Annotated in this window: 24 protein-coding genes and 1 pseudogene; 17 read left to right on the forward strand and 8 right to left on the reverse strand. The window is 47.1% G+C overall.

The annotated features are described in order from the left end of the window. Positions 1–74: 74 nt before the first annotated feature. On the reverse strand, positions 75–959 hold the full coding sequence (locus UM181_12160; protein ID WQC62076.1) for an HAD hydrolase-like protein: 885 nt from the start codon (positions 957–959) through the stop codon (positions 75–77). Between the two features lie 561 nt (positions 960–1,520). On the opposite strand from UM181_12160, the gene UM181_12165 reads away from it, so the two are divergent. The 7 genes from UM181_12165 to UM181_12195 all read left to right on the forward strand — a co-directional run bounded on the left by UM181_12165 (position 1,521) and on the right by UM181_12195 (position 8,242). Then, complete coding sequence (locus tag UM181_12165; GenBank protein WQC62077.1) at positions 1,521–2,633, forward strand: ABC transporter ATP-binding protein; 1,113 nt, start codon at positions 1,521–1,523, stop codon at positions 2,631–2,633. A 15-nt stretch (positions 2,634–2,648) separates the two neighbouring features. Further along, the gene (locus tag UM181_12170; GenBank protein ID WQC62078.1) at positions 2,649–3,920 is read left to right on the forward strand and encodes an ABC transporter substrate-binding protein; all 1,272 of its coding nucleotides are present in this window, start codon (positions 2,649–2,651) and stop codon (positions 3,918–3,920) included. 66 nt (positions 3,921–3,986) lie between these two features. Then, positions 3,987–4,868, forward strand: coding sequence for a sugar ABC transporter permease (locus UM181_12175; protein WQC62079.1), 882 nt, complete (start codon positions 3,987–3,989; stop codon positions 4,866–4,868). After that, positions 4,865–5,722, forward strand: a complete 858-nt coding sequence (locus tag UM181_12180; GenBank protein WQC62080.1) for a carbohydrate ABC transporter permease — start codon at positions 4,865–4,867, stop codon at positions 5,720–5,722. The genes UM181_12175 and UM181_12180 overlap by 4 nt, the downstream gene beginning before the upstream one ends. Positions 5,723–5,731: 9 nt before the next feature. Next, positions 5,732–6,550 carry a TIM barrel protein gene (locus tag UM181_12185; protein ID WQC62081.1) on the forward strand — a complete coding sequence of 273 codons (819 nt, stop codon included), beginning with the start codon at positions 5,732–5,734 and terminating at the stop codon, positions 6,548–6,550. Positions 6,551–6,559: 9 nt separating this feature from the next. Continuing rightward, entirely contained in the window at positions 6,560–7,342 is a 783-nt protein-coding gene (locus UM181_12190) for a DeoR/GlpR family DNA-binding transcription regulator (GenBank protein WQC62082.1), read from the forward strand. A gap of 99 nt (positions 7,343–7,441) precedes the next feature. After that, a complete protein-coding gene (locus UM181_12195) occupies positions 7,442–8,242 on the forward strand; it encodes a phosphodiesterase (protein ID WQC62083.1) in 801 nt (266 codons plus the stop codon). Between the two features lie 715 nt (positions 8,243–8,957). Here the strand turns inward: UM181_12195 and UM181_12200 are convergent. From UM181_12200 to UM181_12215, 4 genes are all read right to left on the reverse strand, one after another. Then, positions 8,958–9,221: a hypothetical protein gene (locus UM181_12200; GenBank protein ID WQC62084.1), complete on the reverse strand. Its 264-nt coding sequence runs from the start codon at positions 9,219–9,221 to the stop codon at positions 8,958–8,960. A gap of 109 nt (positions 9,222–9,330) precedes the next feature. Beyond that, complete coding sequence (locus UM181_12205) at positions 9,331–10,545, reverse strand: FAD/NAD(P)-binding oxidoreductase (protein WQC62085.1); 1,215 nt, start codon at positions 10,543–10,545, stop codon at positions 9,331–9,333. 37 nt (positions 10,546–10,582) lie between these two features. Continuing rightward, positions 10,583–11,455: an MBL fold metallo-hydrolase gene (locus UM181_12210; protein ID WQC62086.1), complete on the reverse strand. Its 873-nt coding sequence runs from the start codon at positions 11,453–11,455 to the stop codon at positions 10,583–10,585. A 3-nt stretch (positions 11,456–11,458) separates the two neighbouring features. Beyond that, positions 11,459–12,571, reverse strand: a complete 1,113-nt coding sequence (locus tag UM181_12215; protein WQC62087.1) for an S-(hydroxymethyl)glutathione dehydrogenase/class III alcohol dehydrogenase — start codon at positions 12,569–12,571, stop codon at positions 11,459–11,461. Between the two features lie 59 nt (positions 12,572–12,630). Between UM181_12215 and UM181_12220 the strand changes: the two genes are divergently transcribed. From UM181_12220 to UM181_12230, 3 genes are all read left to right on the forward strand, one after another. After that, positions 12,631–13,419, forward strand: a complete 789-nt coding sequence (locus UM181_12220) for an IclR family transcriptional regulator (protein ID WQC62088.1) — start codon at positions 12,631–12,633, stop codon at positions 13,417–13,419. 66 nt (positions 13,420–13,485) lie between these two features. Beyond that, positions 13,486–14,892: a selenium-binding protein SBP56-related protein gene (locus UM181_12225; GenBank protein WQC62089.1), complete on the forward strand. Its 1,407-nt coding sequence runs from the start codon at positions 13,486–13,488 to the stop codon at positions 14,890–14,892. A 12-nt stretch (positions 14,893–14,904) separates the two neighbouring features. Then, positions 14,905–15,579 (forward strand): hypothetical protein, encoded by a 675-nt coding sequence (locus UM181_12230; protein ID WQC62090.1) that lies wholly within the window; start codon positions 14,905–14,907, stop codon positions 15,577–15,579. Positions 15,580–15,652: 73 nt separating this feature from the next. Here UM181_12230 and UM181_12235 read toward each other — a convergent pair whose 3' ends face one another. Continuing rightward, entirely contained in the window at positions 15,653–16,183 is a 531-nt protein-coding gene (locus tag UM181_12235) for a hypothetical protein (protein ID WQC62091.1), read from the reverse strand. A 203-nt stretch (positions 16,184–16,386) separates the two neighbouring features. Between UM181_12235 and UM181_12240 the strand changes: the two genes are divergently transcribed. From UM181_12240 to UM181_12265, 6 genes and pseudogenes are all read left to right on the forward strand, one after another. After that, positions 16,387–16,590: a hypothetical protein gene (locus tag UM181_12240; GenBank protein WQC62092.1), complete on the forward strand. Its 204-nt coding sequence runs from the start codon at positions 16,387–16,389 to the stop codon at positions 16,588–16,590. A 15-nt stretch (positions 16,591–16,605) separates the two neighbouring features. Beyond that, a complete protein-coding gene (locus UM181_12245; protein ID WQC62093.1) occupies positions 16,606–17,058 on the forward strand; it encodes a hypothetical protein in 453 nt (150 codons plus the stop codon). Next, on the forward strand, positions 17,055–17,552 hold the full coding sequence (locus UM181_12250; GenBank protein WQC62094.1) for a TIR domain-containing protein: 498 nt from the start codon (positions 17,055–17,057) through the stop codon (positions 17,550–17,552). The genes UM181_12245 and UM181_12250 overlap by 4 nt, the downstream gene beginning before the upstream one ends. A 309-nt stretch (positions 17,553–17,861) precedes the next feature. Continuing rightward, the gene (locus tag UM181_12255; protein WQC62095.1) at positions 17,862–18,092 is read left to right on the forward strand and encodes a hypothetical protein; all 231 of its coding nucleotides are present in this window, start codon (positions 17,862–17,864) and stop codon (positions 18,090–18,092) included. A gap of 411 nt (positions 18,093–18,503) precedes the next feature. Next, positions 18,504–18,686 carry a hypothetical protein gene (locus UM181_12260; GenBank protein WQC62096.1) on the forward strand — a complete coding sequence of 61 codons (183 nt, stop codon included), beginning with the start codon at positions 18,504–18,506 and terminating at the stop codon, positions 18,684–18,686. Between the two features lie 240 nt (positions 18,687–18,926). Continuing rightward, positions 18,927–19,266 (forward strand): annotated as a pseudogene (locus UM181_12265) (transposase). Positions 19,267–19,308: 42 nt separating this feature from the next. Here UM181_12265 and UM181_12270 read toward each other — a convergent pair. Next, positions 19,309–20,316: a nucleoside recognition domain-containing protein gene (locus UM181_12270; GenBank protein WQC62097.1), complete on the reverse strand. Its 1,008-nt coding sequence runs from the start codon at positions 20,314–20,316 to the stop codon at positions 19,309–19,311. Positions 20,317–20,663: 347 nt separating this feature from the next. Here UM181_12270 and UM181_12275 point away from each other — a divergent pair, with 347 nt between their 5' ends. Continuing rightward, a complete protein-coding gene (locus tag UM181_12275) occupies positions 20,664–21,881 on the forward strand; it encodes a multidrug effflux MFS transporter (GenBank protein WQC64750.1) in 1,218 nt (405 codons plus the stop codon). Positions 21,882–22,731: 850 nt separating this feature from the next. On the opposite strand, the gene UM181_12280 is transcribed toward UM181_12275, so the two are convergent. After that, on the reverse strand, positions 22,732–23,658 hold the full coding sequence (locus tag UM181_12280; protein WQC62098.1) for a DMT family transporter: 927 nt from the start codon (positions 23,656–23,658) through the stop codon (positions 22,732–22,734). Positions 23,659–23,997 lie beyond the last annotated feature (339 nt).

Below are 23,997 nucleotides of genomic sequence, written 5' to 3' on the forward strand. Positions count from 1 at the left end.
GCATATTCATTTTTCGTATTTTTGAAATTTCAAGCTAAGATTTTAACCGCCGGTTTGCCGGCAATCGTGCAGTGTTAAATCCGCTTAACGCGCCAATCGGCAAAAATACCAGATTCTTTGCAGAAAATATCGGTCTCATGTCCGGAAAACATCCCGTCCTGTGTGACAAGCACGCTGCGCCACCCTCTGGCCGTGGCACCTAAAATATCTGTATGAAGCGTATCGCCGCACATTATAATTTCATTTGGGTTAAGCTGCGGAAGGCTGTTCTCCACCAATGTGTAAACTTCCGGAAAGGGCTTTCCGAAGAACCGTATGTCGGTGATGCCGCGATCTAACAGAAGATGCCCATAAAACCCTGGCTCCAGCGAGAAACCAGTTTCCCGCGGGGCCACCAAATCCGCATTTGCGATGAGCACAGGGCGGGCATTTGTGATCAGTGAGGCTTCGAGCAGCTGTTGTTTTTGCGCCGACCAATTGGCCGAGGATAGAAATAAAAACCCATCCACTGCCTCATATTCGCTAGCGTTCTGCCCAAGCCGGGTGTGCTGAAATTTGATATCGGTCAATGCGTCATCGGGATCGGCAATTATACCCCAGTGGTTTTGCGTCAGCGCAGATAGCGTGGCATCGCGGCTGGTGATGATTTCTGCGGCTTCTATCGTTACGCCTAGCCGATCAAACTTTTCCAATGCACGGGTGCGATCATAACTCGCGGCATTGGTGAGAATGCGTATTTCACAGCCCTGTTGGCGCAATTGGCTTAAGCGTTGATCCGCCCCTTCGATAAGGCAATCACCGACATTCAATACGCCAAAAGCATCAAAGACAAAGGCGCCAGCTTTCCCCGAGATCTCCGTGAGGTTTTCAATATCCAACATAGTTTTGTTTTGCGGGGCGGTCGGCAGTTTGTGTCGGATTTCTTGGTAACGTTGAAAGGCGGTGGCGGTTGATAGCATTTAAAAGTCACTTTTTGATCATTTCAAGCCGGAACACCCAGCAGACTCGTGCCAGCTTACCTGAAGCTGATCGAAAAAAAAGAAAAAACGCCAAATTTTTGTAGTTTTGTAGTTTAAAAATTCTCTTTTCATAATTTTTCATCAAAAATTTTTTGGAAATCTAATATTTTTGTTGTTTTGTTGTTTTTTGTGGGGCATGCTTCCCTCAAAGAAGAAGCAATGGCTTTGCGGTGCCGCGCATGGATGATATTTAGGCGCTAAAGCGTAAAAAATTAATTGCTCGATTTAGGGAGATGTAAAAACCAAACAGATCATGGGGGATAGGGCTGGGCCCGTCGGCTATGTCTATAATATTTCAACCCAAAGCGGATGCAATGTGAGCCGGTCAGGTTGGCAAGAGCGCCGCTTTTTTAGGTGTAATTGATTTGGTTTGTGAGTGAAAAAGGCGATGAAGATTATTTTTACAATGGAATATAATATGGTTAGATCTGACTCGCAAAATGCGAGGCGAAATATTCGCTTGCCCTTGCTGGTTTCTCTTTGTGAGTGGCAGAGGCAGATATGAGCGGGGGGTCTGTTAGCTTAAAAGGCGTTACCAAAAGTTGGGGTGACACAACGGCTTTAAACAATGTTTCGCTTGATGTTCCGGCAGGTCAATTTACGGCTTTGCTAGGTCCGTCTGGATGCGGGAAATCTACGGCGTTGCGAATTGTTTCTGGTTTGGATGATCCAACATCTGGGCAGGTGTTTATTGATGGCGAAGACGTCACGGATGCAGCGCCAGCGGCGCGCGACATTGCGATGGTGTTTCAATCTTATGCGTTGTTTCCACATCTAAGCGTAGCGGAAAACATTATTTTTGGGCTGCGCGTGCGCGGTCTGTCGCGCAGTGATCGTGACCAAAAGTTGAAGGCCGCGGCTGAGCTGCTGGGTTTGGGGCATTTGTTAGACCGTAGGCCAAGCCAATTGTCAGGCGGCCAACAGCAGCGTGTTGCTTTGGGGCGCGCGATTGTTGCCGATAAGTCTATTTTCTTAATGGATGAGCCATTGTCCAATCTTGATGCAAAGTTGCGCGCCGAGATGCGCGAAGAAATCCGCGATTTGCAACGCAGGCTTGGAGTGACGATGCTGTACGTGACGCATGATCAAGTTGAAGCGGTCACCATGGCGGATCAAGTTGTGTTGATGAATCAAGGTCAGGTTGAGCAGGTTGCATCACCGCGCGTGATGTATGAAACCCCGGCAACTTTATTTGCGGCAAAGTTTATCGGTACGCCGCCTATGGTGACGTTTTCGCCCAGCCTTTTGGCGGGCGCGGTTCCCTCAGAGCTTTTGCAGAAAAGCCAAAATTTAACCTTTGGCATTCGTCCAGAGGCGTTGGTGCCGGCTGAGAATGGCGTGATAGAAGGGCAGGTGGCCCAGGTTGAATATTTGGGCGCAGATGCGATGGTTGAATGTAAAGTTGGTGAAGAAAGCTTGCTCTGCCGAGCGCCGGGCCAAACTCGCTTGACCAGCGGAATGGCAATCAAATTGGCCTTTAATGTAAGCGATTTGCATGTGTTCGAAACGGCCTCGGGCCGGCGCGAGGATACGATGCGTTCAGAGATTGAGATGGCTTTGTCATCCCAAAACGCCGGCTCTGTGTCGGCACGTCAAACTCAAACCCAGAGGTAAATCATGTTTCCAAAAATGTTTAAGATAGCCAGTGTTGCATCCCTGACATCACTTGCAGCCGTTGGTTCGGCCTTCGCAGTCGATCTGGAATTTTATTTTCCGGTGGCCGTGGGCGGCGCTGCCGCAACTACGATTGAAAAGTTAACCGCAGATTACGTGGCCGCCAATCCTGGGGTCAATATCGAGGCAATTTATGCGGGCAGTTACGGCGATGCGGGCGTAAAAGCTTTGACCGCGGCGCGTGGCGGCAAACCACCTCAATTGTCGGTTCTTTTATCAACCCAAATGTTCACCCTGATCGATGAAGATGTTATTGTGCCATTCGACGATTTTGTCTCTGCAGAAGAGCAAGAAAGTTGGATAAATGGATTCTATCCTTCCTTTATGGAAAACAGTCAAACCGGTGGGAAAACCTACGGTATTCCGTTTCAGCGCTCAACGCCGGTTTTGTATTGGAATAAAGAAGCCTTTGCAGAGGCTGGTCTCAATCCGGATGCCGCGCCTGCAAATTGGGATGAAATGGTTGAGTTCGGCAAAAAGCTGACCAAAAAAGACTCTAGTGGCAACGTCACGCAATGGGGCGTTCGTATTCCATCAGCGGGCTTTCCTTATTGGTTGTTCCAGGGTCTTTCCACACCGGCAGGCGCAATCTTGGCCAATTCTGACGGCAATAAAACCAATTTCAACGATCCCAAAGTTGTTGAAGCATTAGAATATTTGGTTGATCTCTCTGCCAAGCATGGTGTGATGCAGCCAGGCTCTATCGAATGGGGTCCAACGCCAAAAGCCTTCTTCGAGGGGGAAACAGCGATGATGTGGACAACCACGGGTAACTTGGTAAATGTGCGCACGAATGCCCCGTTTGATTTCGGTGTTGCAATGCTGCCTGCGAAAGAGCGCCGCGGCGCGCCGACAGGTGGTGGTAACTTCTATTTGTTCAAAGATTCAACGGATGAGCAAAAAGACGCTGCGGTTGATTTTGTTCAGTGGATTACAAGCCCCGAGCAAGCGGCGGTTTGGTCGATTGCCACCGGTTATGTTGCGCCGCGCCCGGACGCATGGGAAACCGATGCAATGAAAGCCTATGCTGCTGATTTCCCCCCCGCATTGGTTGCGCGAGATCAGTTGGAATTTGCGGTTGCTGAGTTATCAACCTATGAGAATGGCAAAGTAACCCAAACGTTCAATGACGCGTTGGCCTCTGCAATTGCTGGTGAAAAATCCGCTCAAGAAGCGCTTGATCAAGCGCAGGCTGCAGCGGATAGAATTCTGAAACCTTATCGTTAAGTTTCACATCATTCAGGCCTGCCCAGCTTGCTGGGCAGGTTCACATTTCGAAAGCGCTTCATAAAAATGCGAAATTCTACCCGACATCAATGGATATATGCGTGGTTGCTGCTCAGCCCAGCGATGATTTTTTTGATCACATTCACCCATTATCCCGCGGTGCAAACTGTTATCAGTTCGTTTTTTTCAACGGCGCGAGGACGGCGAAAATCGGTTTTCATCGGCTGGGACAATTACACGACATTAATGGCCGACGAAGTGTTTTGGAAGGTTCTGGTGAACAATTTTTGGTACGCCGTTTGGACCATTCCGCTTTCAATTATCTTATCTTTGGCGATGGCGCTTTGGGTCAATGAAAAGCTGCGTGGACGCGGATTTTTACGTATGGCCTATTTCACACCAACGGTTCTGCCTTTGATCGCTGTTGCCAATATTTGGTTGTTTTTTTACACGCCGGGCTTTGGCTTGATTGATCAGATCCGTGGCGTGTTTGGCTACCCTGAGCAAAATTGGATGGGCTCGCCCGACACGGCGCTTTATTCAATGATTGCAGTGGCAATCTGGAAAGAGGCCGGTTTTTTCATGATCTTTTACTTGGCGGCTTTACAAACCATTCCACCCTCGTTGCGCGAGGCCGCATCGATTGAGGGGGCGGGTAAGTTCTATTATTTCCGGCGCGTCGCCTTCCCACTTTTGATGCCCACAACCCTATTCGTCTCGGTGAATGCTGTGATCAATTCCTTTCGCTTGGTGGATCATATTTTTGTGATGACCGAAGGCGGTCCAAATAATGCGTCGAGCCTCTTGTTGTTTTATATCTACGAAGTGGCATTCGATTATTGGGACACGGCTTATGCTGCAACGCTGACGGTGGTCATGCTTGCCATCTTAACGACGGTTGCAATCGGACAATTCTTTTTTCTAGATAAAAAAGTGCATTATAAATGATCGAAAATTCTTCTCTAGCGCCCCAGTCAGTTTTGAAACGTAAGCCGTTTGATTTTGACCGCTCTTTAAACACATTTGCCGCTTGGTGTTTGGCTCTTTTGTGGCTTTTGCCTTTGCTTTATGCTGTTTGGACGGCGTTCCATCCCAGTGAATATGAAACGCGGTTTAGCCTATTCGCACCTTTGACGTTGCAGAATTTTGTACAGGCTTGGAATGAGGCGCCGTTTGCACGGTATTTTTTAAACACTGTTATTCTTGTAACTGGCATCGTAGCAGCGCAGTTTTTCTTATGTACGCTCGCCGCTTATGCCTTCGCGCGCTTTACATTTCCAGGCCGAAACGTCCTGTTTACATTGGTGTTGCTGCAGCTTTTGGTAATGCCCGATATTTTGATTGTTCAGAATTATCAAACCATGCGGTCCTTCGGGTTGATTGATACGATCGCCGCGATTGGTCTGCCTTATATCGCTTCTGGCTTTGGGATCTTTCTGCTGCGCCAAACGTTCATGACGGTTCCCAAGGAATTAGATGAAGCCGCGCGGGTTGAGGGGTGCTCATTTTTAGGGGTATTATGGCGCGTTTACATACCACTCGCAAAACCAACCTATCTGGCATATGGGCTAGTTTCGGTGAGCCATCATTGGAACAATTTCGTCTGGCCGCTTATCGTGACCAACTCGGTCGAAACGCGCCCGCTCACCGTTGGTTTGTCGATCTTTGCCGTTACAGATTCAGGCATACAATGGTCCGTTATAAACGCAGCCACTTTGATGACATCGGGCCCGTTGCTTATTGCTTTTCTGCTCTTCCAGCGGCAGTTTGTGCAAAGCTTCATTCGCGCAGGAATTAAATAGGGAGAGGTCATGACGCTTTCGAAAATCGGAGCGGCCGTTACATTAGATAATATTGATGCGGTATTTAACTGGCTTTGCGAGCAAGACAGGCCGATTGAAATTCAAGACTTTACGCTACCAAATATATTGTCAGGCGATCTGTCGGGTTTGGTTTCTCGCTATCAAGAAAAGCTGCAAGCTCATAAAGGGCCACGCGGGTTGCATGGGCCGTTTTTTGGCCTAGACCTTGGCAATTTGGAGACAGCTTTTCAAAAATTGATCACGGCGCGATTACTCAGCGCGTTGGAAATTTGCGAGCATATGAACGCCCAATATATGGTTATTCATAGCCCGTTTAACGATTGGATAAAGTTGAATCAGTGGCAATATCCATTCGTGCAATCCGGCGTTATTTCTGCAATGGGTGATATTTTAAAGGTACCTTTACAACGCGCCGCTGATATCGGATGCACGTTGGTCTTGGAAAACTGTGATGACACGGATCCGGATATGAGGATGCGCGCTGTACGTGAAATTGATCATTTAAACCTGCAGCTTTCGGTTGATACTGGGCATGCGCAATTATCTCATTGCAATTATAAAGCCCCCTCGGTGGTGGATTTTATTGCGGCTGCAGAAAACCGGCTCGCGCATGTTCATTTACAAGACGTGGATGGGTATGCTGATCGTCATTGGCTTCCTGGCGAAGGTGCAATTTCTTGGCAGCCCGTTATGGATGCTTTGCAAAAGAGTGAATCTGCACCGAAATTAATCATTGAAGTTCGTAAAAACATAGGGCGTGTACCCAAAACCGCCGCTTTCCTTGAGCGTTTGATTGAAACCATGTAGGGAGCATTCATGTCAGCGAAAAAGAAGAAACGGCACAAGTTAATTGAGGACATCGTTCTTGAACGTGGAGCGCTGTCTGTCGGCGCTTTGGCTGAAGTTTTGGATGTTTCGACGCAAACGATCCGCCGCGATGTGGATAAATTATGCGAAGGGGGATTGCTGAAACGGCGGCATGGTCGCGTTGAGCTATCGCCGCGGCAGTCAAACACCCCATTTGATCAGAGGCTTTCGACCAATCTGGCGGAAAAGCGTAATATTGGCGAGGCTGCAGCAGAGCTGATCCCGGATGGGGCCACTGTTTTTATTTCGATCGGATCGACGCCGCTGAGCGTGGCACGCGCGTTACGCCGCCGCAAAGGATTGACGGTTATTACCAATAATTTAAGCGCGGCGTTGGCGTTGAGCGACGAAATGACCAATCGGATTATTTTACCCGGGGGCGAATTGCGATTGCCGGATCGCGATATTTTAGGGGAAGATGTTTTGGCGTTTTTTAGCCGCTACCGCGCCGAATTTTGTATATTTGGCGTGGCAGGTATTGCTGAGGATGGATCGCTGCTTGAGTTTCATGCCGCAGAGGTGCGCGCACGTGAGCAGATTATGGCAAACTCGCAACGGTCGATCCTTGTGATTGATCATTCGAAATTTGGCCGCTTGGCACCGGCAGCAGGTGAAAATATTGCCGATGTTGATACGGTTATCCTTGATCGTTTGCCAAATGGAAATTATGCGACTTTGCTTGAAAGCTTGCAGGATAACCTGATCCTAACAGATGCTGGTAGTCCTGTTTGATAGCGGGTTATTTCTACCCTAGCCTGAAAATTAACAGGTTCTGTTAAGGTGTTTAAGATGCGCAGACGAGTGATGATGCGAGGCCTATGAGGTGCTAAAATGACCCAATTCTTACAAATCTCTGATACGCATATTGTGAAACCAGGTAGCCTTGTCTCTGGGCGCTTGGAAACTTCGGGCCCTTTAAAGCGATTGGCTTTACGCATAGCAGAGCTGCAATTTGAAGTTGGACCGCTCGATGGCATCGTTGTAACGGGCGACGTGAGCGATGATGGCACGGCAGAAAGCTATGCGCTTTTCAAATCAATTCTGAAGCCTTTGGATCTGCCAATTTTTTGTATTCCTGGAAATCATGATGCTCGCGCACCTTTTCGCGCAGCATTTGACGGAGCAGGTTATTTGCCAAAGGCCGGTAAGTTGAACTGGCAACATAGGCTTGGCGCTTTGCAAGTTATTGGTCTTGATACCTTGATCGAAGGGCAGGGGGGTGGAGAATTAGATCAAGACTCTTTGCAGTTTTTGAAGACATGTTTAGCAGATTTGAAACAGGCCCCCGCGGTTGTGATGATGCATCACCCACCTTTTAAATCTGGAATGGCGTTTATGGATTCCATCGGCCTGCAGAACGGCACTGAGCAGCTTAGCGAGATCCTAGCTGAATATCAGGGTGAAATTTTGGTGTTATGCGGACATATTCATAGAAATATATCAACCCGCTTGGCGGGCCACACTGTTATATCGGCACCTTCGGTTTGCAGCAGTTTTCTGTTTAACACCCATCACGATGCCCCGATCGGATTTTTAAAACAAGAGGGTGGCGTATTGCTGCATCAATGGGCCGAGGGGTTTAAGTCAATCCGCATTGAGCCAGTGCGTGGAGATGGCCCATTTGGGTTTTAAAAGGGGTGCGTGCTGTGGGTCCAGCTTTGCCATGTTAAGATGAAGGTTAGCGTTCCTGTCGCGCGCTGAACTCTATCAGGCGTCTTGGAAAGTGAAGACTTATTGCTGAACACGGCTGTTCGGGCCTAAATAGATTTAACAGCCCTATGAGGGCCTTGGACATCTCAAGCGGAGGTGGAGGTGAACGCGAAGCGGGAGTTCAGCGTCGCAACACGCAGTCACAAGAACCAAAGCATCATGCCAATGACCATTGGTCTCGGAGAATCGTTTCGCTTTATCTTCATCACACTTTCGTTTCTGAGGCATTCTATGTCATACGCGTTACATTTCGTTAATGGCTCAGTTTGCAGGGGCTTGCTTCAAGTTTAGGCGCATCGTCTTGTTGAACCAAAGAGAATAGACATAAGATATCACATGCGTTTGCGGCTCTGACGTTTTCTAGAAAGTGGCTTCGAAATTATCAAAATTGAAGTCCATTTGTGATACTTTTGCCAGTTTGTAACGCTATAATGCGCAAAAAATACACATTACTCGAAACGATCTAGATAACGGTGATTTTGAGAAGACTGAATGTAGGCGGGCGCAGTTTCCATCAAACTGGTTGCTGCCGAATTTGCCGCGGTAAAAGGGAATTTGCAGGGAACCTTTTGGGATCCTTTCCCGGATTGGGTATTTTGTTGATTTCCATATAGTTTCCGTAAATGTTTACAGACTGTTACGCGGTTATTTCTGGTTTTTTCGCAACAGGGAAAGAAATCAGATTAGCAGGCAGGCAAAGTAACTGATTAGGGAAGTAAATTTCTGACAAATTTACGGTGATTTTGAAAACATAATTATCTGTTCGGTAGGCTGCTCTTCCCCCATTAGCAGATATTTGATCCCAGTGCAGCAAATGGTGGCGTTGAGTCCAATCTGTGGGTACAATTTCAGTGCCGCGCGCGCTGGCAGCACCTGAAACTTTATATTCGCGTGTTGTCATGTCAAACTACCGCGTTAGAGCCCATCGTTCATTTGGCTCGTATAATACTTTTAAACGTCCATAGCGTTTTTCGGACGAATTCGAACATGACAACCCTTAAAGCGCTAATCTAAGAGGTCGTTTTTGCCAGCCATTCTTTGCCTTTCAACATGGCATTCCAATAGATCCAGGGCAGAACTGACTTTTTTAGGAACCATGCGGCGCGCCTTGGCTTTGTGCTGTCCCACGGAAAGCTGGGCATGAGTTTTCCACCATAACCGAACTCTGCCAAAATAATTTTGCCGTGTTCGACGGTTAGCGGGCACGATCCATACCCATCATAGGCTTGCGGCATCGCGGCGTTCTTCATCTGCGCAATCAGATTGTCAGCCACAATTGGGGCTTGTTTACGCGCGGCGGCTGCTGTTTTGGCATTGGGGGTTGAGGTTACATCCCCAAGGCCAAAGATATTTGGGGCGATAGTGCTTTGCATCGTCGATTGGTCAACAGCCATCCAGCCAGCTTCGTTTGCAAGGGGGCTGTCTTTGATAAAGTCTGGCGCGCATTGGGGTGGACAGACATGCAGCATATCAAATTTGCGCTCTACCAGCCGCGGATCTTCGCCTTCTTTGGCCACCTTGAAGGTTGCTATCTGATTGGGGCCGTCGACCTTCACCAGAGTATACCCAAAGTCGAGATTTATTCCGTAGCGGTCCACGTATTCCATTAGCGGAGGCACATAATCTGCGCAGCCGAAGAGGACCGGCCCTGCATTGCAGAATGACACATCGATATCTTTGATTTTACCCGCCTGCATCCAGGTTGAGCATGACAAGTACATTGCTTTTTGCGGCGCGCCTGCGCATTTGATCGGCATAGGCGGTTGGGTGAAAATAGCTTTTTCCCCGCGCATTTTTTGAACCAGTTCCCATGTGTAAGGTGCAAGATCATATCGGTAGTTCGAGGTCACGCCGTTTCGACCAAGCGCTTCCTCAAGCCCCTCAATCGCAGCCCAATCTAGCTGAAGCCCCGCCGCCACTACGAGAGAGTCATAAGTAAGCGCCTTTCCGTCTTCAAGCTTGACGCTATTCTCGTCTGGTTGAAACGATGCGACGGTCCCTCTTATGTGTGTCACATAAGAAGGCATGACACTGGCCGTGGATCGTGCCGTTTCTTCCTTTTTGAAAACGCCGGCACCCACCATGGTCCAGCCTGGCTGGTAGTAGTGGGTCGGTGAGGGCTCGATAATAGCTATATCCAGAGACGCGTCCCGTTTATGCAGGCTGGCTGCCGTTGCAATACCCGCGGCGCCGCCACCTACGATAAGTATTTGATGATCTGCCATTATATTAGGGGCCTCCCAACCCTTGCCCTAACGAGCCTTACAGTTTGTTAATTGGCACTTTCAGGTAGACGTCTCCGTCCATATCAGCGGCAGGCATGTTGCCTGCATTCATGTTCACTTGAATCGATGGAATGATAAGTTTCGGCATTGCCAATTGCGCATCCCGCTTGGTGCGAAAATCAACGAATTCTTGTTCGGATTTGCCACCACCGACATGAACGTTTTTTATCTTTTGCTCTGCTACTGTTGTTTGCCAACAGAACGTCTCACGCGTTTTGGTTTTGTAGTCGTGGCACAAGAACAAGCGCGTCTCTTCAGGCAATGTTAATATGCGTTGGATAGAAGCATAAAGATTGGTTGCAGACCCGCCCGGGAAATCTGCACGAGCGGTGCCAAAATCGGGCATAAATAACGTGTCACCGATAAAGGCAGCATCGCCGATGACGTAGGTTACACAGGCAGGCGTGTGCCCCGGCGTGTGCATCACTGTGACATTAAGGTAACCGATGTCAAAGACATCCCCATTTGCGAACAATCTGTCGAATTGGCTGCCGTCCATCTCAAATTCGGTGCCTGCATTAAAGATCTTGCCAAAAACTTTTTGCACGGCGGTTATATTGGCGCCGATCGCAATTTTGCCGCCCAGCTTTTCGGCCAGGTAGGGTGCAGCAGACAGGTGATCGGCGTGCACATGGGTCTCGAGTATCCAAGCGACCCGCCAGTCATTTCGCGTGATTTCATCGATCAGCATATCGGCATGGGTCGTTTCGGTTCGGCCCGCTGCGGCGTCAAAATCCAAGATGGAATCGATAATCGCCACAGCGTTTGAATCTGGGTCTTTTACGATATGACAAGCCGCGTTTGTGGCTTCATCAAAGAACGTATGCACCTCGGGAGAGGACTGCCGCATTTTTTAAAACTCCACGACGGCGCGGATAGATTTGCCTTCATGCATCAAATCGAACCCGTGGTTGATATCCTCTAGCTTCAATTTATGAGTGATCATTGGGTCGATTTCGATCTTGCCGTCCATGTACCAATCCACGATTTTGGGTACATCGGTGCGCCCGGAAGCGCCACCAAATGCAGTACCGCGCCAAACCCGCCCTGTCACCAATTGGAACGGTCTTGTGCTAATCTCTGCGCCAGCAGGGGCGACGCCGATAATGATGCTTTCGCCCCACCCCTTATGCGCGCATTCCAGCGCTGTGCGCATAACGCCCACGTTGCCAGTGGCGTCAAATGTGTAATCCGCACCACCGCGTGTCAGCTCAACCAGATGCGCAACCAGATCCCCGTCTACTTTTGAAGGGTTCACGAAATCGGTCATACCAAACCGCTTGGCCATCTCGACCTTACCCTCGTTCAGGTCAACGCCAACGATTTGGTCTGCCCCCGCAAGGCGCAAACCTTGGATAACATTGAGTCCAATACCGCCAAGGCCGAAGACCACGCCAGTTGACCCAATCTCAACTTTAGCAGTGTTAATCACTGCCCCTATGCCGGTTGTGACACCACAACCAATGTAACAAATTTTATCGAACGGCGCGTCCTTTCGAACTTTCGCCAGAGCAATTTCGGGCACAACGGTGTGATTGGCGAAGGTAGAACATCCCATATAATGGTGGATTGGCGTCCCATCGAGCATTTTGAACCGTGTCGATCCGTCAGGCAAAAGCCCAGCGCCTTGGGTGCTTCGGATTTTCTGGCAAAGATTAGTTTTAGGGTTTAAGCAATATTCGCATTCACGGCATTCGGGCGTATAAAGTGGGATCACATGGTCACCCACCTCTAGACTGGTCACACCTTCTCCAATTTCGATCACTACGCCTGCACCTTCATGACCCAAGATTGCCGGAAAGATGCCCTCCGGATCCTCGCCCGAACGGGTGAATTCATCTGTATGACATAGACCTGTAGCTTTGATCTCAACCAAAACCTCTCCAGCGCGCGGGCCGTCGAGTTCAACGTCCATAACTTCAAGTGGTTTTCCAGCCTCCAAGGCGACAGCAGCACGTGTTCGCATTTTTTCTCCTAAAAAAATTGCTTGATTTTTCTTATGATTCGATCTCATCATCTGAGAAAGTGTCTCATATTTCAATAGGTACCTTTGAAGTGCATCTAGAACGTCTCATTCATCTGCTTGAAATTATCGCCGTCGTCGGTCGTCCGATCAGCGCAACCGAAGCGCAGATAGCAAGTGGGTTGCCAAAGCCAACCTGCTATCGCTTGATGCAAACATTGCAAGAACAAGGGCTGATCGAAGAACCAAACAATGACGGGCGCTATGTGATTGGTGAACGGCTGATCCGCATTGCTTTATTGGGAAAATCCGACGTGGATGTGCGCCGTGTTGCGGCGCCTCTTCTCAAAGTGGCGGCTACCAAATTCAATGAAACTGTGTTTCTGGCACGCTTCCGAGATGGCAAAGTCGAAATTATTCATGTTGAAACACCGGACGATCCCGCCCGTGCCTTCATCCATCCAGGGCTTGGTGAACGCCCGATGCATGCCTGTTCTTGTTCAAAGGCAATCGCAGCCTTCACAGAACAAAACTTTCAAGACAAAATTTTGCAAGGAAGTCTCCAAGCCTATACAGACCACACAAAGGCGACGCGAGAAGACCTGCTTGCAGAGTTCGATAACATCCGAAAGCAAGGTTTTGCCGATTGCGATCAAGAGATTGACATTGGCATCTCAAGCGTTGCCGCCCCAATCACAATCGGGAATATCGGTGCGACCTTTAGCGTCGGCGCAGTCGGACCCGTACGCAGGTTTGGCACAGATTACAGACATAATATCGGCCGTCAGCTGACACAGCTTGCAACAAAGATCAGCGGTGCCATTCAACTATGCAACGTCGCCGAGGTCTAAGGAGGAACCGCGGAAATATTGTATCAAACCCCAATGAGCGGGGAATAACTTTAGGGAGGAAGATCGATGAATAAACCGATGAAGCCGGATCCAACATTTCATGCATCCGCAAAACTAGCGATGGAAGCACCGCCTGAAAATTTTGCCTTTACGGTAATGCTGGGCAAAGACGCTGATCAACACGACGGACTAGCCGTTATTGACCTGCGCAAAGGGTCGAAAACCTATGGCGAGATCGTTCATAAGGTGATGACTGAAACCACCGGAGATGAATTTCACCATTTCGGCTGGAACGCGTGTTCATCATCTCTCTCGCCTCTATCGGGCCACGCGTTTTTAGAACGCCGCTATCTGATTGTGCCAGGCATCCGTTCGTCGCGTATATTTATCTTTGACGTCAAAGATCCACTAAAGGCTCATATTCATAAAATTATTGAACCGGAAGAACTGTTCGAAAAGACGGGGTATTCGCGCCCTCATACAATCCATTGCGGGCCTGAAGGGATCTATGTATCGACGCTTGGTGGGGGCGGACCTGATGGCACAGACGGCCCTCCAGGTATTTTTATTATGGATTGTGAAACATTTGAAATTATCGGTCGCTACGAAATGGATCGCGGTGCGCAAGACAAACACTATGATTTCTGGTGGAACTTGCCACAAAACTATATGGTCAGCTCAGAATGGGGTCTTCCACCGCAATATGAAAACGGCGTCGTACCAGAAGATTTACTGTCAAACAAATATGGCCATTCGATCCACTTCTGGGATCTGCGCGCGCGCAAAAATATCCAAACGATGGATTTTGGTGAAAACTACCAGATGGCGTTAGAGATCCGCCCTGCCCATGATCCGACCAAATCTTATGGGTTCTGCGGTGTCGTGGTTGATACAACAAACTTACAAGGCGCGATTTTTACTTGGTGGCGTGGTGATGATGGTGTGTGGCAATCCAAGAAGACGATCACGATCGATCCACGCCCGGAAGATCCAGAAAACCTTCCTGATTTGCTTAAAGGCTTCGGAGCCGTGCCACCCTTGGTCACTGATATCGACCTGAGCCTTGACGATAAATACCTTTATGTCGCCTGTTGGGGCTTGGGCGAGATGCATCAATATGATGTATCTGATCCAATGAACCCCGTGCTCAACGGTAAGGTGCAGCTTGGCGGTATCGCCACCGAACATAAGCACCCTAACGGCAAGGAGGTTATCTACGGACCGCAAATGGTCGAGATCAGCCGCGACGGAAAAAGAGTGTATTGGACAAATTCGCTTTATTCTTCATGGGACAACCAGTTCTATCCGCATCAGGAAGGCGGGCAAATGGTGATGGCGAATGTTGGAGAAGATGGCAGTTTTGCCCTTGATCCTGACTTCTACATTGACTTCCCAGAGAACACACGGGCCCACCAAATTCGTCTGGAAGGCGGCGATTGTTCCACCGATAGTTTCTGTTACCCCTCTGTATAAAATATGGAAACCATGACTGCGACGGCCCTTTGGTGGGCCGTCATTTTTTCGGGTATATACCATGGCGTAAACCCTGGTATGGGATGGCCGTTGGCTGTCTCAGCGGCTCTATTTGAACGCAAGAAAAGCGCCATGATCAAAGCCAGTGCAATGCTTGCGACGGGTCATTTTCTGGCGATGATTATCATCTTGCTGCCGTTTTCAATGATGTATTTCTTCGTCAATAACGAGCGTGAAATTCGGATGGGTGCAGGCGTGCTAGTGATTGCAATGGGGATCTATCTTTTGATCAATCGGCGGCACCCGAAAATTCTGGCCCGCATCCATCCTGCCAAGCTAGGGCTCTGGTCGTTTCTGGCCGCCACTGCCCATGGTGCGGGACTTATGTTGGTGCCTATTTATCTTGGTATTTGCGGACTTTTAGTGCTGGGCGAAAGTGTGTCAGAAACAGGTCATGCCGCTGCACAAGTGCTCATGAGCAACAATATAACGACAGCCTTTTTAGTGGCCGCAACCCACACCTTTGCGATGACTTTTGCAGGTGCTGCGATTGCGACCTTTGTCTACACTTGGTTTGGTTTGAAATTCATTTCAAAAAGTTGGTTCAATCTTGATTTACTTTGGGCGCTGACCCTTATCTTCGTTGGTGCATTTGGCGTTTATTCTGCATTTTCAGGTCATCAATGATGCCCAATGACCGCTGTGGCGGTGTTCATTGACCTGCCACAAATTCAACGCCGCAAAAGTCAGGGAATGCGGCCTAAGAAATAGCCGCGGCTGCATAGGTCCGGTTTGTCTCGAATAGCTGAACAAAGTAAGAGACAATGCGCCGATCTTTTCCAGCTACCGCGTCATCCCGCCAAATGCTAAAGAGGTCAGCATCAGTGGCAGCTTGCTTAGAAATCGCGATAAGTAACGGGTTTGCATGAGCGTCCTGTGCCGTTTCGATTGCTTCAGTAAACGCATCGTGTGGGCCGCGCCCGTGCCCCAGCTTATGTAAGATGGCTAAGACAGCAGAAGGCTCGTTCGCGGTCCGACTCTCTGCGCTTATGGCTTTAAATTCGATATTACAAATTAAATCCGCCAACGCCTTCTGCGATGGTACGATCGGCACAATCTTTGATAGCTCAGGCGACAGCCTGACTGTTTTGTCCGTAAGTTTGACAACCAAGCTTGCTCGATCACGTGATCTTGCTTTTCCAGGCTGTTTTCGGTGGTTTTCATGACTGCCTTTATCCGGTGTGTTTTGAAACGAGTTGATGCGTATATCCCCTCTATAGATCGAATGCATTGCTACGCGTTTGTCTGGAAATGGACACATATGAGGCGGTATTTGTTGATGTTTGTTACGCTTACTCAATAGCAAGACAGCAGGGGTTGTTTTTATACCCTTAAGTTGTATTAAATATACTTATGGTTACCACCCTCTGTGGGGCAAGTTTTAAATCATTCGGGCACGCAGTCATGGGTCAATTTATTTAAAACAAACTGGCAATGCCGGTTACTGCCACCCTCAAGCTGCCAGAGTGTGCAGACGAACAGGCGTGGGAGATCGCGCGCGGGCTTGGCTGGGATTACTACGTGTTGCGCAAGAAATGGCTAGCCTTTGCACAGGCGGAAACGGCCAAGGGCAACCCGCCCCAGAAAGCCGGCGCGGCCTTCGTCAGGTGGGCGAAGACGCAAGAGAAGCTGAGATAGAGAAAGAGCGATTAGGTGACAGAGGAAAGCACAGCAGCGTTGTCAGATCAGCAGATTGCGCACCTTGGGATGATACAGGGCGTAATCAATCGGATGGCCTCAAATTCATTCGCTTTAAAAGCTCTGGCCGTGACTATTGCGGCGGCTATCCTTGCTATTGCAGGAGCGCAGCAAGACGCCCCCGCTTCGGTTTCATATGTTGGCCTTTTCCCTGTTGTGGTTTTCTGGCTAATAGATGCGAAGTATCTGCGCTTGGAGCGATTATTCCGAAGTCTCTACGATCACATTCGGGAGGGCAGAGACTTTGAGGCGTTCAGCATGAACACCACCAGTTTCAACAAGGATGTTTCATCGACGCTACGGATCGCAGTTTCGTGGTCTGTAATTTGGTTTTACTTGGCGGTCGCAGCCGCGTTGGTTGCGGTTTCGTGTCTACCAATCATTTTAGAAAAGGAATTTAGATCATGATGCGCAGGTGCTTTTACAGCTTCCACTACAAACCCGATAACTGGCGGGTTGCTCAGGTTCGAAATATTGGGGCGATTGAGGGTAACATAGCTGCGACCGACAACGACTGGGAAAGCATCTCTTCAAAAGGTGATGCGGCTATCAAAAACTGGATAACCAACCAGATGAAAGGCCGTTCATGCACCATTGTTTTAATCGGGGCAGACACAGCCAACCGAAAATGGATCAATCATGAGATCATTGAGTCTTGGAATGGAAAAATGGGTGTTGTCGGCATCCACATTCATGGGCTGCTCGATAGCGATGGAAAAACTGCGCCAAAGGGCAAAAACCCCTTCGATTTCATCACTTACGGCAACGATAAGAAAAAGCTTTCATCCATCGTCAAGTGTTACACCCCAAGCGGTGATGACAGCAAAGAACGTTATGAATGGATAAAAGAAAACCTTTCAGGTGTTGCAGAGGAAGCCTTAAATATAAGAAACGAGAGCTAGGTCTGTGGTCAGTTTTTTCGAAAAGTTGGGACGGCAACTTTAGGAGGGAATTATGGCGTTCTTATTACGTAGAATGCTTGCCCATGCGTTGCTGCTCTATTGATGCTTTTTGGTTGTAAAGCTGCGTTACAAGCCGAGGGTGAAATGATAACTTCTGAAAATTTTATTAAGATAATTGAGAAAGAAATCATTTAAAAAGATCCAATGCAGACAGATGCATTTGCAAACTATCGGACTGGTTACTAGGCGCAGAATTTAACTCCGATTTTTGAATTATATGAAGATCAAATCGTTGATAATCAAACGTTGTTGGAATTGATCAAAGAAAATATTCGACTCAGTGCAGAATACATAAAACCAGACAGTTTGAACGGATTAAGTGCCGACGAAATTGATATCGTTAAAAGATATCTTACTGATTACAATAGGGATTATGTTAGCTTTTTCTCAAGAGTTTTTGGTCCAAAGTATCAGGAATATGAAGGAAAAGAAATAATGGTTACGGGTTATACATTTTATCGAAACTGGAACGCTGAGTGAAACGATGAAAGTATTTTTGTTTTTCCAAGCAATTTTGATTTTAGGGAGGAAGTAATGCCAGAGTCCATAAAAGTTTTTTATAACGGTGTTGTGACTGAGATGCAGCATTTTGGGCATTATAAATATATTGTTTACACTAATAAAAATGGGAACCAATATTTCGCCCGAGGTGGACCACATGGATCAGATGAGAGTTCAAAATATAGCAGTTAAATATGTTTACTTGGGTGAGCAACCTATTGCTGGAGAGAAATATTATCATAAATACATGGTCTAGACCGATAAGAAGGGCAAGAAACAAGGCGCAAAAGAAGGTTCTTCTAAAATCGGAAGTATGTTTGATGCAATAAATCCTGGTACAGACGGTCAAAACAACCATAGAACCATAGTAACACAAGTACGCGCTTGGGTATGAAAGGTGGCAAAACCAGCACGGTCGCGATCCATCCTAAATACCACGGCGCCATTCAGGAATATCTTGAGGCCTCTGGCCCCGGCGCAGACCCTTCCTCTCAGCTTTTTCAGGCGGTCGAGGGTGGGAACAAAATAGAGGTGGACCTCTTACGTGCCAAGTGTCCGGTCATCTTTTCATGAAATACGCCCGTATCGCAGGACTTGCCCGAAGGAGTCACGCGCCACTCTGCCCGAACAACGTTATCAATGAAGCCCTCGAAGCTGGCATAGCTGGTGAGTACATTCAGCAAACCGTTGATCACAGTTCGATCACGACAACTAATGGATATAACCATCCAGCCAAGAGGCATCGGATAAGCGTTAGTTTTTTGGGGTAAATTATTAATATTTGGAAGAAGGGGTCGAGTAAGGCTGGGTGCACTCTCAGATCTGTTCATCCTGCGCGGTCCGGTAGAATATATAAGATCCGACTATCGGCCGGAATTTATCGCCCAGAATGTGTGTGACTTGATTGCCGCCGTTGGTGCCAAGACGGCTCACATTGAGCTAGGCTTACCGTGGAAAACGGATACTGCAAAAGCTTCAATGCAAGGTTCCGAGACGAATTACTCAATGGCGACATGTTCTATACCTTGAATGAGGCCAAAATCTTGATCGAGAAATGGCCCGTCCACTACAAGACAGTTAGGCCGCACAGCGCTATCGTCTGCCTGCGCCGGAAAGCATCGTGCCAGTAGACCAGAGGCCCAAGATGTACTAACGATTAACCCAGACCACCCAAAATGTGGCACACCACTCATTCCTAAAAATTAGCCTTTTGGTCTGGGTGACGGTTGGTAGTTGGTGGGAAGCTTTTGGAACGTACGCACGCCCATTCAACAATTGGCCAAGCTAAGATCCTGAAGGCCGCAATCAAGAGAAAGGCAACCAGCACACAAAACAGAAAGCGTAGGACTAAGATCACCAGCAAACTGGGTCCCAAAAGCATCATCAGCGCTGTATCTTCAAAAACCGAGTGAAATAAATTGATAAAAACCAAGGCACTTAAAGCCTGCATTTTATTCACATGGCCGGCCTTTACCTCTTTGATCATAAGACCACCACCAAAGCCCAAGCCTAGGGTTAATCCAACAACCATAATTGTCGAAGCATTTTCATCGATCTTGATTAAATTCAAGAAAGGCCGCATACAAAGCGCTATCAGCCTTTCAATGCCGAGGATCTTGAGGATTGCCAGCGCCGTTAATAACGCAATTATTACAATTTGAATAAAGATCAGACCTTTGATTTGATCCACGCTCCACTCGAACCAGGATGGGGCAACTTGAAATTCCGGTAGATGTATCAAGGCTTTTTGTTGCAATAAATCAAAGCTTGTTAAAACTTGATTCAGTAAAAAACAAAAAATAACAGCCGTGAAAACGCGCAAGCAGACAACAAAAATTATTTTTGTTCCCGCCTGTCGAGAAATCACCGCCTCAACTGGCAAAGCATGCGCGAATAACATAAAGCTCGCAAGGATACTTGTTTCAGCGACGCTAAGTTCGGTGATCATCTCAAGAGATGCCAGAACGATCAAGCCAGCATAGGGGTTTGTGAGCATTGTTGTTGTCAGCACAATAGATAACGCGGCCGGCAAGCCAATCAATTCAGTGACCGGTTGCAGCCAAATATCAAGAATATCCACAGCACCCAAGTCTTGCGCAATTTTTACCACGATCAAAGTAGGAATCATTACGCGAAATAAGGACCAAGAGACTGTAATGATGTCCTCAGCCAGTTCTTTGAGATCAATCGAAAATAAGGTCATTTCTCTTTAGTCACAAATTTTTCTATATATCTGCCGTGTGTTTAAACTAAAAACGTGTATCCCTAAAAACTATTACGAGAGGTTTCAAGCCTTATACCTTGCCATAATGCAGTTATCCGCGAGCTTATGAACAACTTTTGGTCTTACTCACCTAATTTGAATCTGATTTTACGAAATTGAGGGTATTGCTGGTGTTTAATATATCAAATTTTAAGTTATTGATTTCTATTGGCAAATATTGCAAAAAATGAACGCTAAACTCCCATAAGCAAAGTTTGGATGTTTGTAGGAGGAAGGCGGTTTCACAGCCGTTTTTTATTCACGGAAAAAGGATGTTATCGTTGCGTGTGTCTACGACAGAATTTGTAGCTATGATGGCGATGCTGGTTGCGACAGTGGCAATGTCTATAGATGCAATATTACCTGCTTTATCACTTATTTCCGAAGAATTTACGCCACAAAGCCCTAATCAAGCGCAGATGGTTTTGTCTACCTTTGTCATCGGCATGGCAGCTGGCACATTATTTACTGGACCATTATCTGATAGCTTTGGACGAAAATCAGTTATCTATTTTGGGACTTCGTTATATATTTTTACCTCTATTTTATGTGTCATATCCCATAGTTTTGAGGTAATTTTAGTCGCTCGATTTTTGCAAGGCGTCGGAGCTTCGGCACCAAGAGTGATTGCACAAGCTTTAGTAAGAGACTTTTATCAAGGCCGTGAAATGGCTCGGATTTCGTCATTTATTATGATCGTTTTTGCTTTAGTACCTGCGGTCGCCCCATTGTTAGGTTCATTTGTTATAATCATGTTCGAGTGGCGAGCCATTTTTGTTATGTTCATAATTTTTGTTGTTGCCAGTACCCTTTGGGTCGGAATTCGAATTGATGAAACTGTTACGATTGAGCGGCGCATTGAATTTCGATTGGATCAATTTTTGCAAGCAACCAAAGAAGTTCTACACAACCCTATGATACAGATGTCGATTATCACGCTGGTTTTTGCCTATAGTATACTCTTCACGGGTATCTTTTTGATCCAACCAGTCTTTGAGCAGGTATTTCATCAAGCTCAGAGTTTTCCATTATGGTTTGCTTTAATAGCTCTGCTTGCGGCTTCATCTAGTTATTTAAACGCACAACTTGTTCGTAAGGTGGGAATGCGCAAACTCATTTATATTGCTTTTACAGCACAGCTGGGACTGAGTTTTATGATGCTTTTAATTTACGCATTAGGATATTTTGTCGGTAATTTTGGTTTTGCTCTTTTTGTGTTTTGGATGTTTAGCATCTTTTTCCAAGCTGGTTTAACCATGGGAAATCTCACAGCGCTTGCAATGGAACCGGTTGGCCATATTGCAGGAACCGCTGCGAGCTTAATCAGTGCTACAGCCACGATTGGATCAGTTATTTTAGCTGCAATTGTTGGTCAACTTTTTGATGGAACACTTTTGGTGATGATTCTTGGAGTTGGAACGTTTACTCTTTTGGGCATTGTAAGTGCCCACCAATTAAGACGGTATGAAAGGGGCAATATTCATCCGGACACAAAGAGTTTATAATATCATCCAATTAAAAAATAATTCCTAAGCCCATTTCGTTCAGTTTTTGCACCCCTGAGCTGAGCCCATGGCACTATACAAGCGCTGGATTTCAAGGCTCTGTCGTGAAAACTATGCTCACCTTGGCTCTTCCCGTAGCTTGTAAGCACAAAATATGCGCTTCATTTGCACGGCACTCAATATCGCAACGGCAAGACGTTAGGTCATGACCTACTGATATGTATCATATTCACGCGTTTGCGATACAAAAATTCAAAGATACCGGTCTTTCTTCTTAGGCCAGTAGCAATCCACCCTTAGGCGCAATCAATAGGTGGGGCCGCCGCTATGGTTAAATTTGTATGGGAACCATTGAGACTGGTTTTCAAAAGAGCGGGCCGTAATTTATGGAGAGCGAGCTTACTACATTCAGCTTGGGTTCAAACCGGTGACGCAGGAAACATTTATTGCGCTATATACATTTCAGTTTCCTAAAAGTTGGCTTGCACAATCGCAATAGGCGCAGCCATGCCATCTTTCAACTCCACGTGCAGCGGTGTTTCTGCTTTCGACGACCCTGCATTTTGCAAAATAATGAACAACATAAAAGCTTTGTACTTCCAATATGGTTTCGACACAGTGTTTGTACCTATAGTCAAGCCCATCTAACATGCGACACCCTGCGTAGTTGGTCTTTTGAAATAGACACGCATAGCATGAGTGTCGAAAATTTAAGTCAATGACACCTGTTTGAAAGGTGGTGCCCGAGGGCGGATTTGAACCACCGAAACGAAGGCTTACAGAGTGGCAACATTTGATTAATATATTTTAATAAATATGATCCACATAGATATATTTTGTAAGTTTTTAGTTAATCTGGTCCAGCTTGCTTGGCGCTGCGTTCTCTTAGCGAAATCAAAAGTCCCGACCCTGCAATTAAGCCCACTCCAATCAAGGTTGAGCCACTTGGAAGCAAGGCCCAAATTACAAAGTCAATTATCACCGCAAATGCGAGGTAACAGTACTCAATTGGTGCAACAAAGGCAGCGTCGGCCATCTGATAGGCTCGGATAGATGCGGTCATTGCGACGATGTGGGTGGCAGCAGTTGCGATAATCATGATAATTACCGGTGGTGCCAATGGCACCCATTCCTGGAATAAAAACGGATTTTTTAAAGCGACATCAGGCGTAATCGGAAAGATTGGCAAGAAAGATACCATAAATATGCCGAGGCCTGCATAAAATAGATTGTGTACACTGGTCAAAGCAAGACTGGGTTGGGTTTTGCAAAAGCCACGAGTGACAATTACTCCTGCTGCATAGCAAGCGCCCGCTAAAACGGGCATAAACAAAATTGGCCGAAACGCCGTAGAGCCCGGTTGAATTATTAACAAGGCTCCGAGAAACCCTATGATTATCGAAAAAATACGCCAACGGCCTATCCTTTCTTTTAAAAATAAGTGGGCGAACACACAAACAAAAATTGGGGCCATAAAAAAACATGCAGCCGCATCCGAAAGTGATACGAACGGGTAACAGCCATAAAAAAGTGTGTAAGCGAGACACATAAAAAAAGCGCGTACTAACGGCCAACTAAAGGTCGTGGGTGTAATATCACTCCATCTGTCTTTAAAGCGTGCCCACAGGCATAAAAGTGCAATGACGACTAAAGACCTCAGCAACATCAACTGCCAAATTGATCCCACTTGAGTGAGAAGTTTCACTACAGTGTCTTGAATCGCAAATCCTGCAGTCGATAGCAGCGCAAAGAAGATAGCTTTTCCATAGGGCGTCATAGGTTGTGCTATATAGGAATATTTTAAATCTGTAGGTTCGAAACCGACCCGTCCATCAATAGTACTGAGTATTTTGGTTCTTTACTGCCCCAGCAGTTTTAACGCAGTCTATCGCATCCGCATCCGGGCAGGCCATACAGACTTAAAAGGTGAATAAAAAGGTCGATATAACTATCAAAAACCAAAATTTTTTATACCCCAAACTCCCTTATTAGGTAGTATTTGGCGCTCTTAGGCTAACCAACTTAAGCATCTGAAGCTTAGAACGAGTCATGGTTTACCCAGAAGTTGATGTGTTTGCAAAAATGTTCATCGTAATTTGAGGTGAGTGCGGCATGA

The organism is Alphaproteobacteria bacterium US3C007 (assembly GCA_034423775.1).
Classification (GTDB): domain Bacteria; phylum Pseudomonadota; class Alphaproteobacteria; order Rhodobacterales; family Rhodobacteraceae; genus Thalassovivens; species Thalassovivens spotae.

Bases quoted from the DNA above. Each gene is read 5' to 3' on its own strand.
- UM181_12200 (WQC62084.1), bottom strand. From the start codon at position 9,221: ATGACAACACGCGAATATAAAGTTTCAGGTGCTGCCAGCGCGCGCGGC.
- UM181_12170 (WQC62078.1), top strand. From the start codon at position 2,649: ATGTTTAAGATAGCCAGTGTTGCATCCCTGACATCACTTGCAGCCGTT.
- UM181_12225 (WQC62089.1), top strand. From the start codon at position 13,486: ATGAATAAACCGATGAAGCCGGATCCAACATTTCATGCATCCGCAAAA.
- UM181_12195 (WQC62083.1), top strand. From the start codon at position 7,442: ATGACCCAATTCTTACAAATCTCTGATACGCATATTGTGAAACCAGGT.
- UM181_12205 (WQC62085.1), bottom strand. From the start codon at position 10,545: ATGGCAGATCATCAAATACTTATCGTAGGTGGCGGCGCCGCGGGTATT.
- UM181_12215 (WQC62087.1), bottom strand. From the start codon at position 12,571: ATGCGAACACGTGCTGCTGTCGCCTTGGAGGCTGGAAAACCACTTGAA.
- UM181_12185 (WQC62081.1), top strand. From the start codon at position 5,732: ATGACGCTTTCGAAAATCGGAGCGGCCGTTACATTAGATAATATTGAT.
- UM181_12260 (WQC62096.1), top strand. From the start codon at position 18,504: ATGAAAGGTGGCAAAACCAGCACGGTCGCGATCCATCCTAAATACCAC.
- UM181_12190 (WQC62082.1), top strand. From the start codon at position 6,560: ATGTCAGCGAAAAAGAAGAAACGGCACAAGTTAATTGAGGACATCGTT.
- UM181_12280 (WQC62098.1), bottom strand. From the start codon at position 23,658: ATGACGCCCTATGGAAAAGCTATCTTCTTTGCGCTGCTATCGACTGCA.
- UM181_12165 (WQC62077.1), top strand. From the start codon at position 1,521: ATGAGCGGGGGGTCTGTTAGCTTAAAAGGCGTTACCAAAAGTTGGGGT.
- UM181_12270 (WQC62097.1), bottom strand. From the start codon at position 20,316: ATGACCTTATTTTCGATTGATCTCAAAGAACTGGCTGAGGACATCATT.
- UM181_12160 (WQC62076.1), bottom strand. From the start codon at position 959: ATGCTATCAACCGCCACCGCCTTTCAACGTTACCAAGAAATCCGACAC.
- UM181_12210 (WQC62086.1), bottom strand. From the start codon at position 11,455: ATGCGGCAGTCCTCTCCCGAGGTGCATACGTTCTTTGATGAAGCCACA.
- UM181_12175 (WQC62079.1), top strand. From the start codon at position 3,987: ATGCGAAATTCTACCCGACATCAATGGATATATGCGTGGTTGCTGCTC.
- UM181_12230 (WQC62090.1), top strand. From the start codon at position 14,905: ATGACTGCGACGGCCCTTTGGTGGGCCGTCATTTTTTCGGGTATATAC.
- UM181_12180 (WQC62080.1), top strand. From the start codon at position 4,865: ATGATCGAAAATTCTTCTCTAGCGCCCCAGTCAGTTTTGAAACGTAAG.
- UM181_12235 (WQC62091.1), bottom strand. From the start codon at position 16,183: ATGCATTCGATCTATAGAGGGGATATACGCATCAACTCGTTTCAAAAC.
- UM181_12250 (WQC62094.1), top strand. From the start codon at position 17,055: ATGATGCGCAGGTGCTTTTACAGCTTCCACTACAAACCCGATAACTGG.
- UM181_12240 (WQC62092.1), top strand. From the start codon at position 16,387: ATGCCGGTTACTGCCACCCTCAAGCTGCCAGAGTGTGCAGACGAACAG.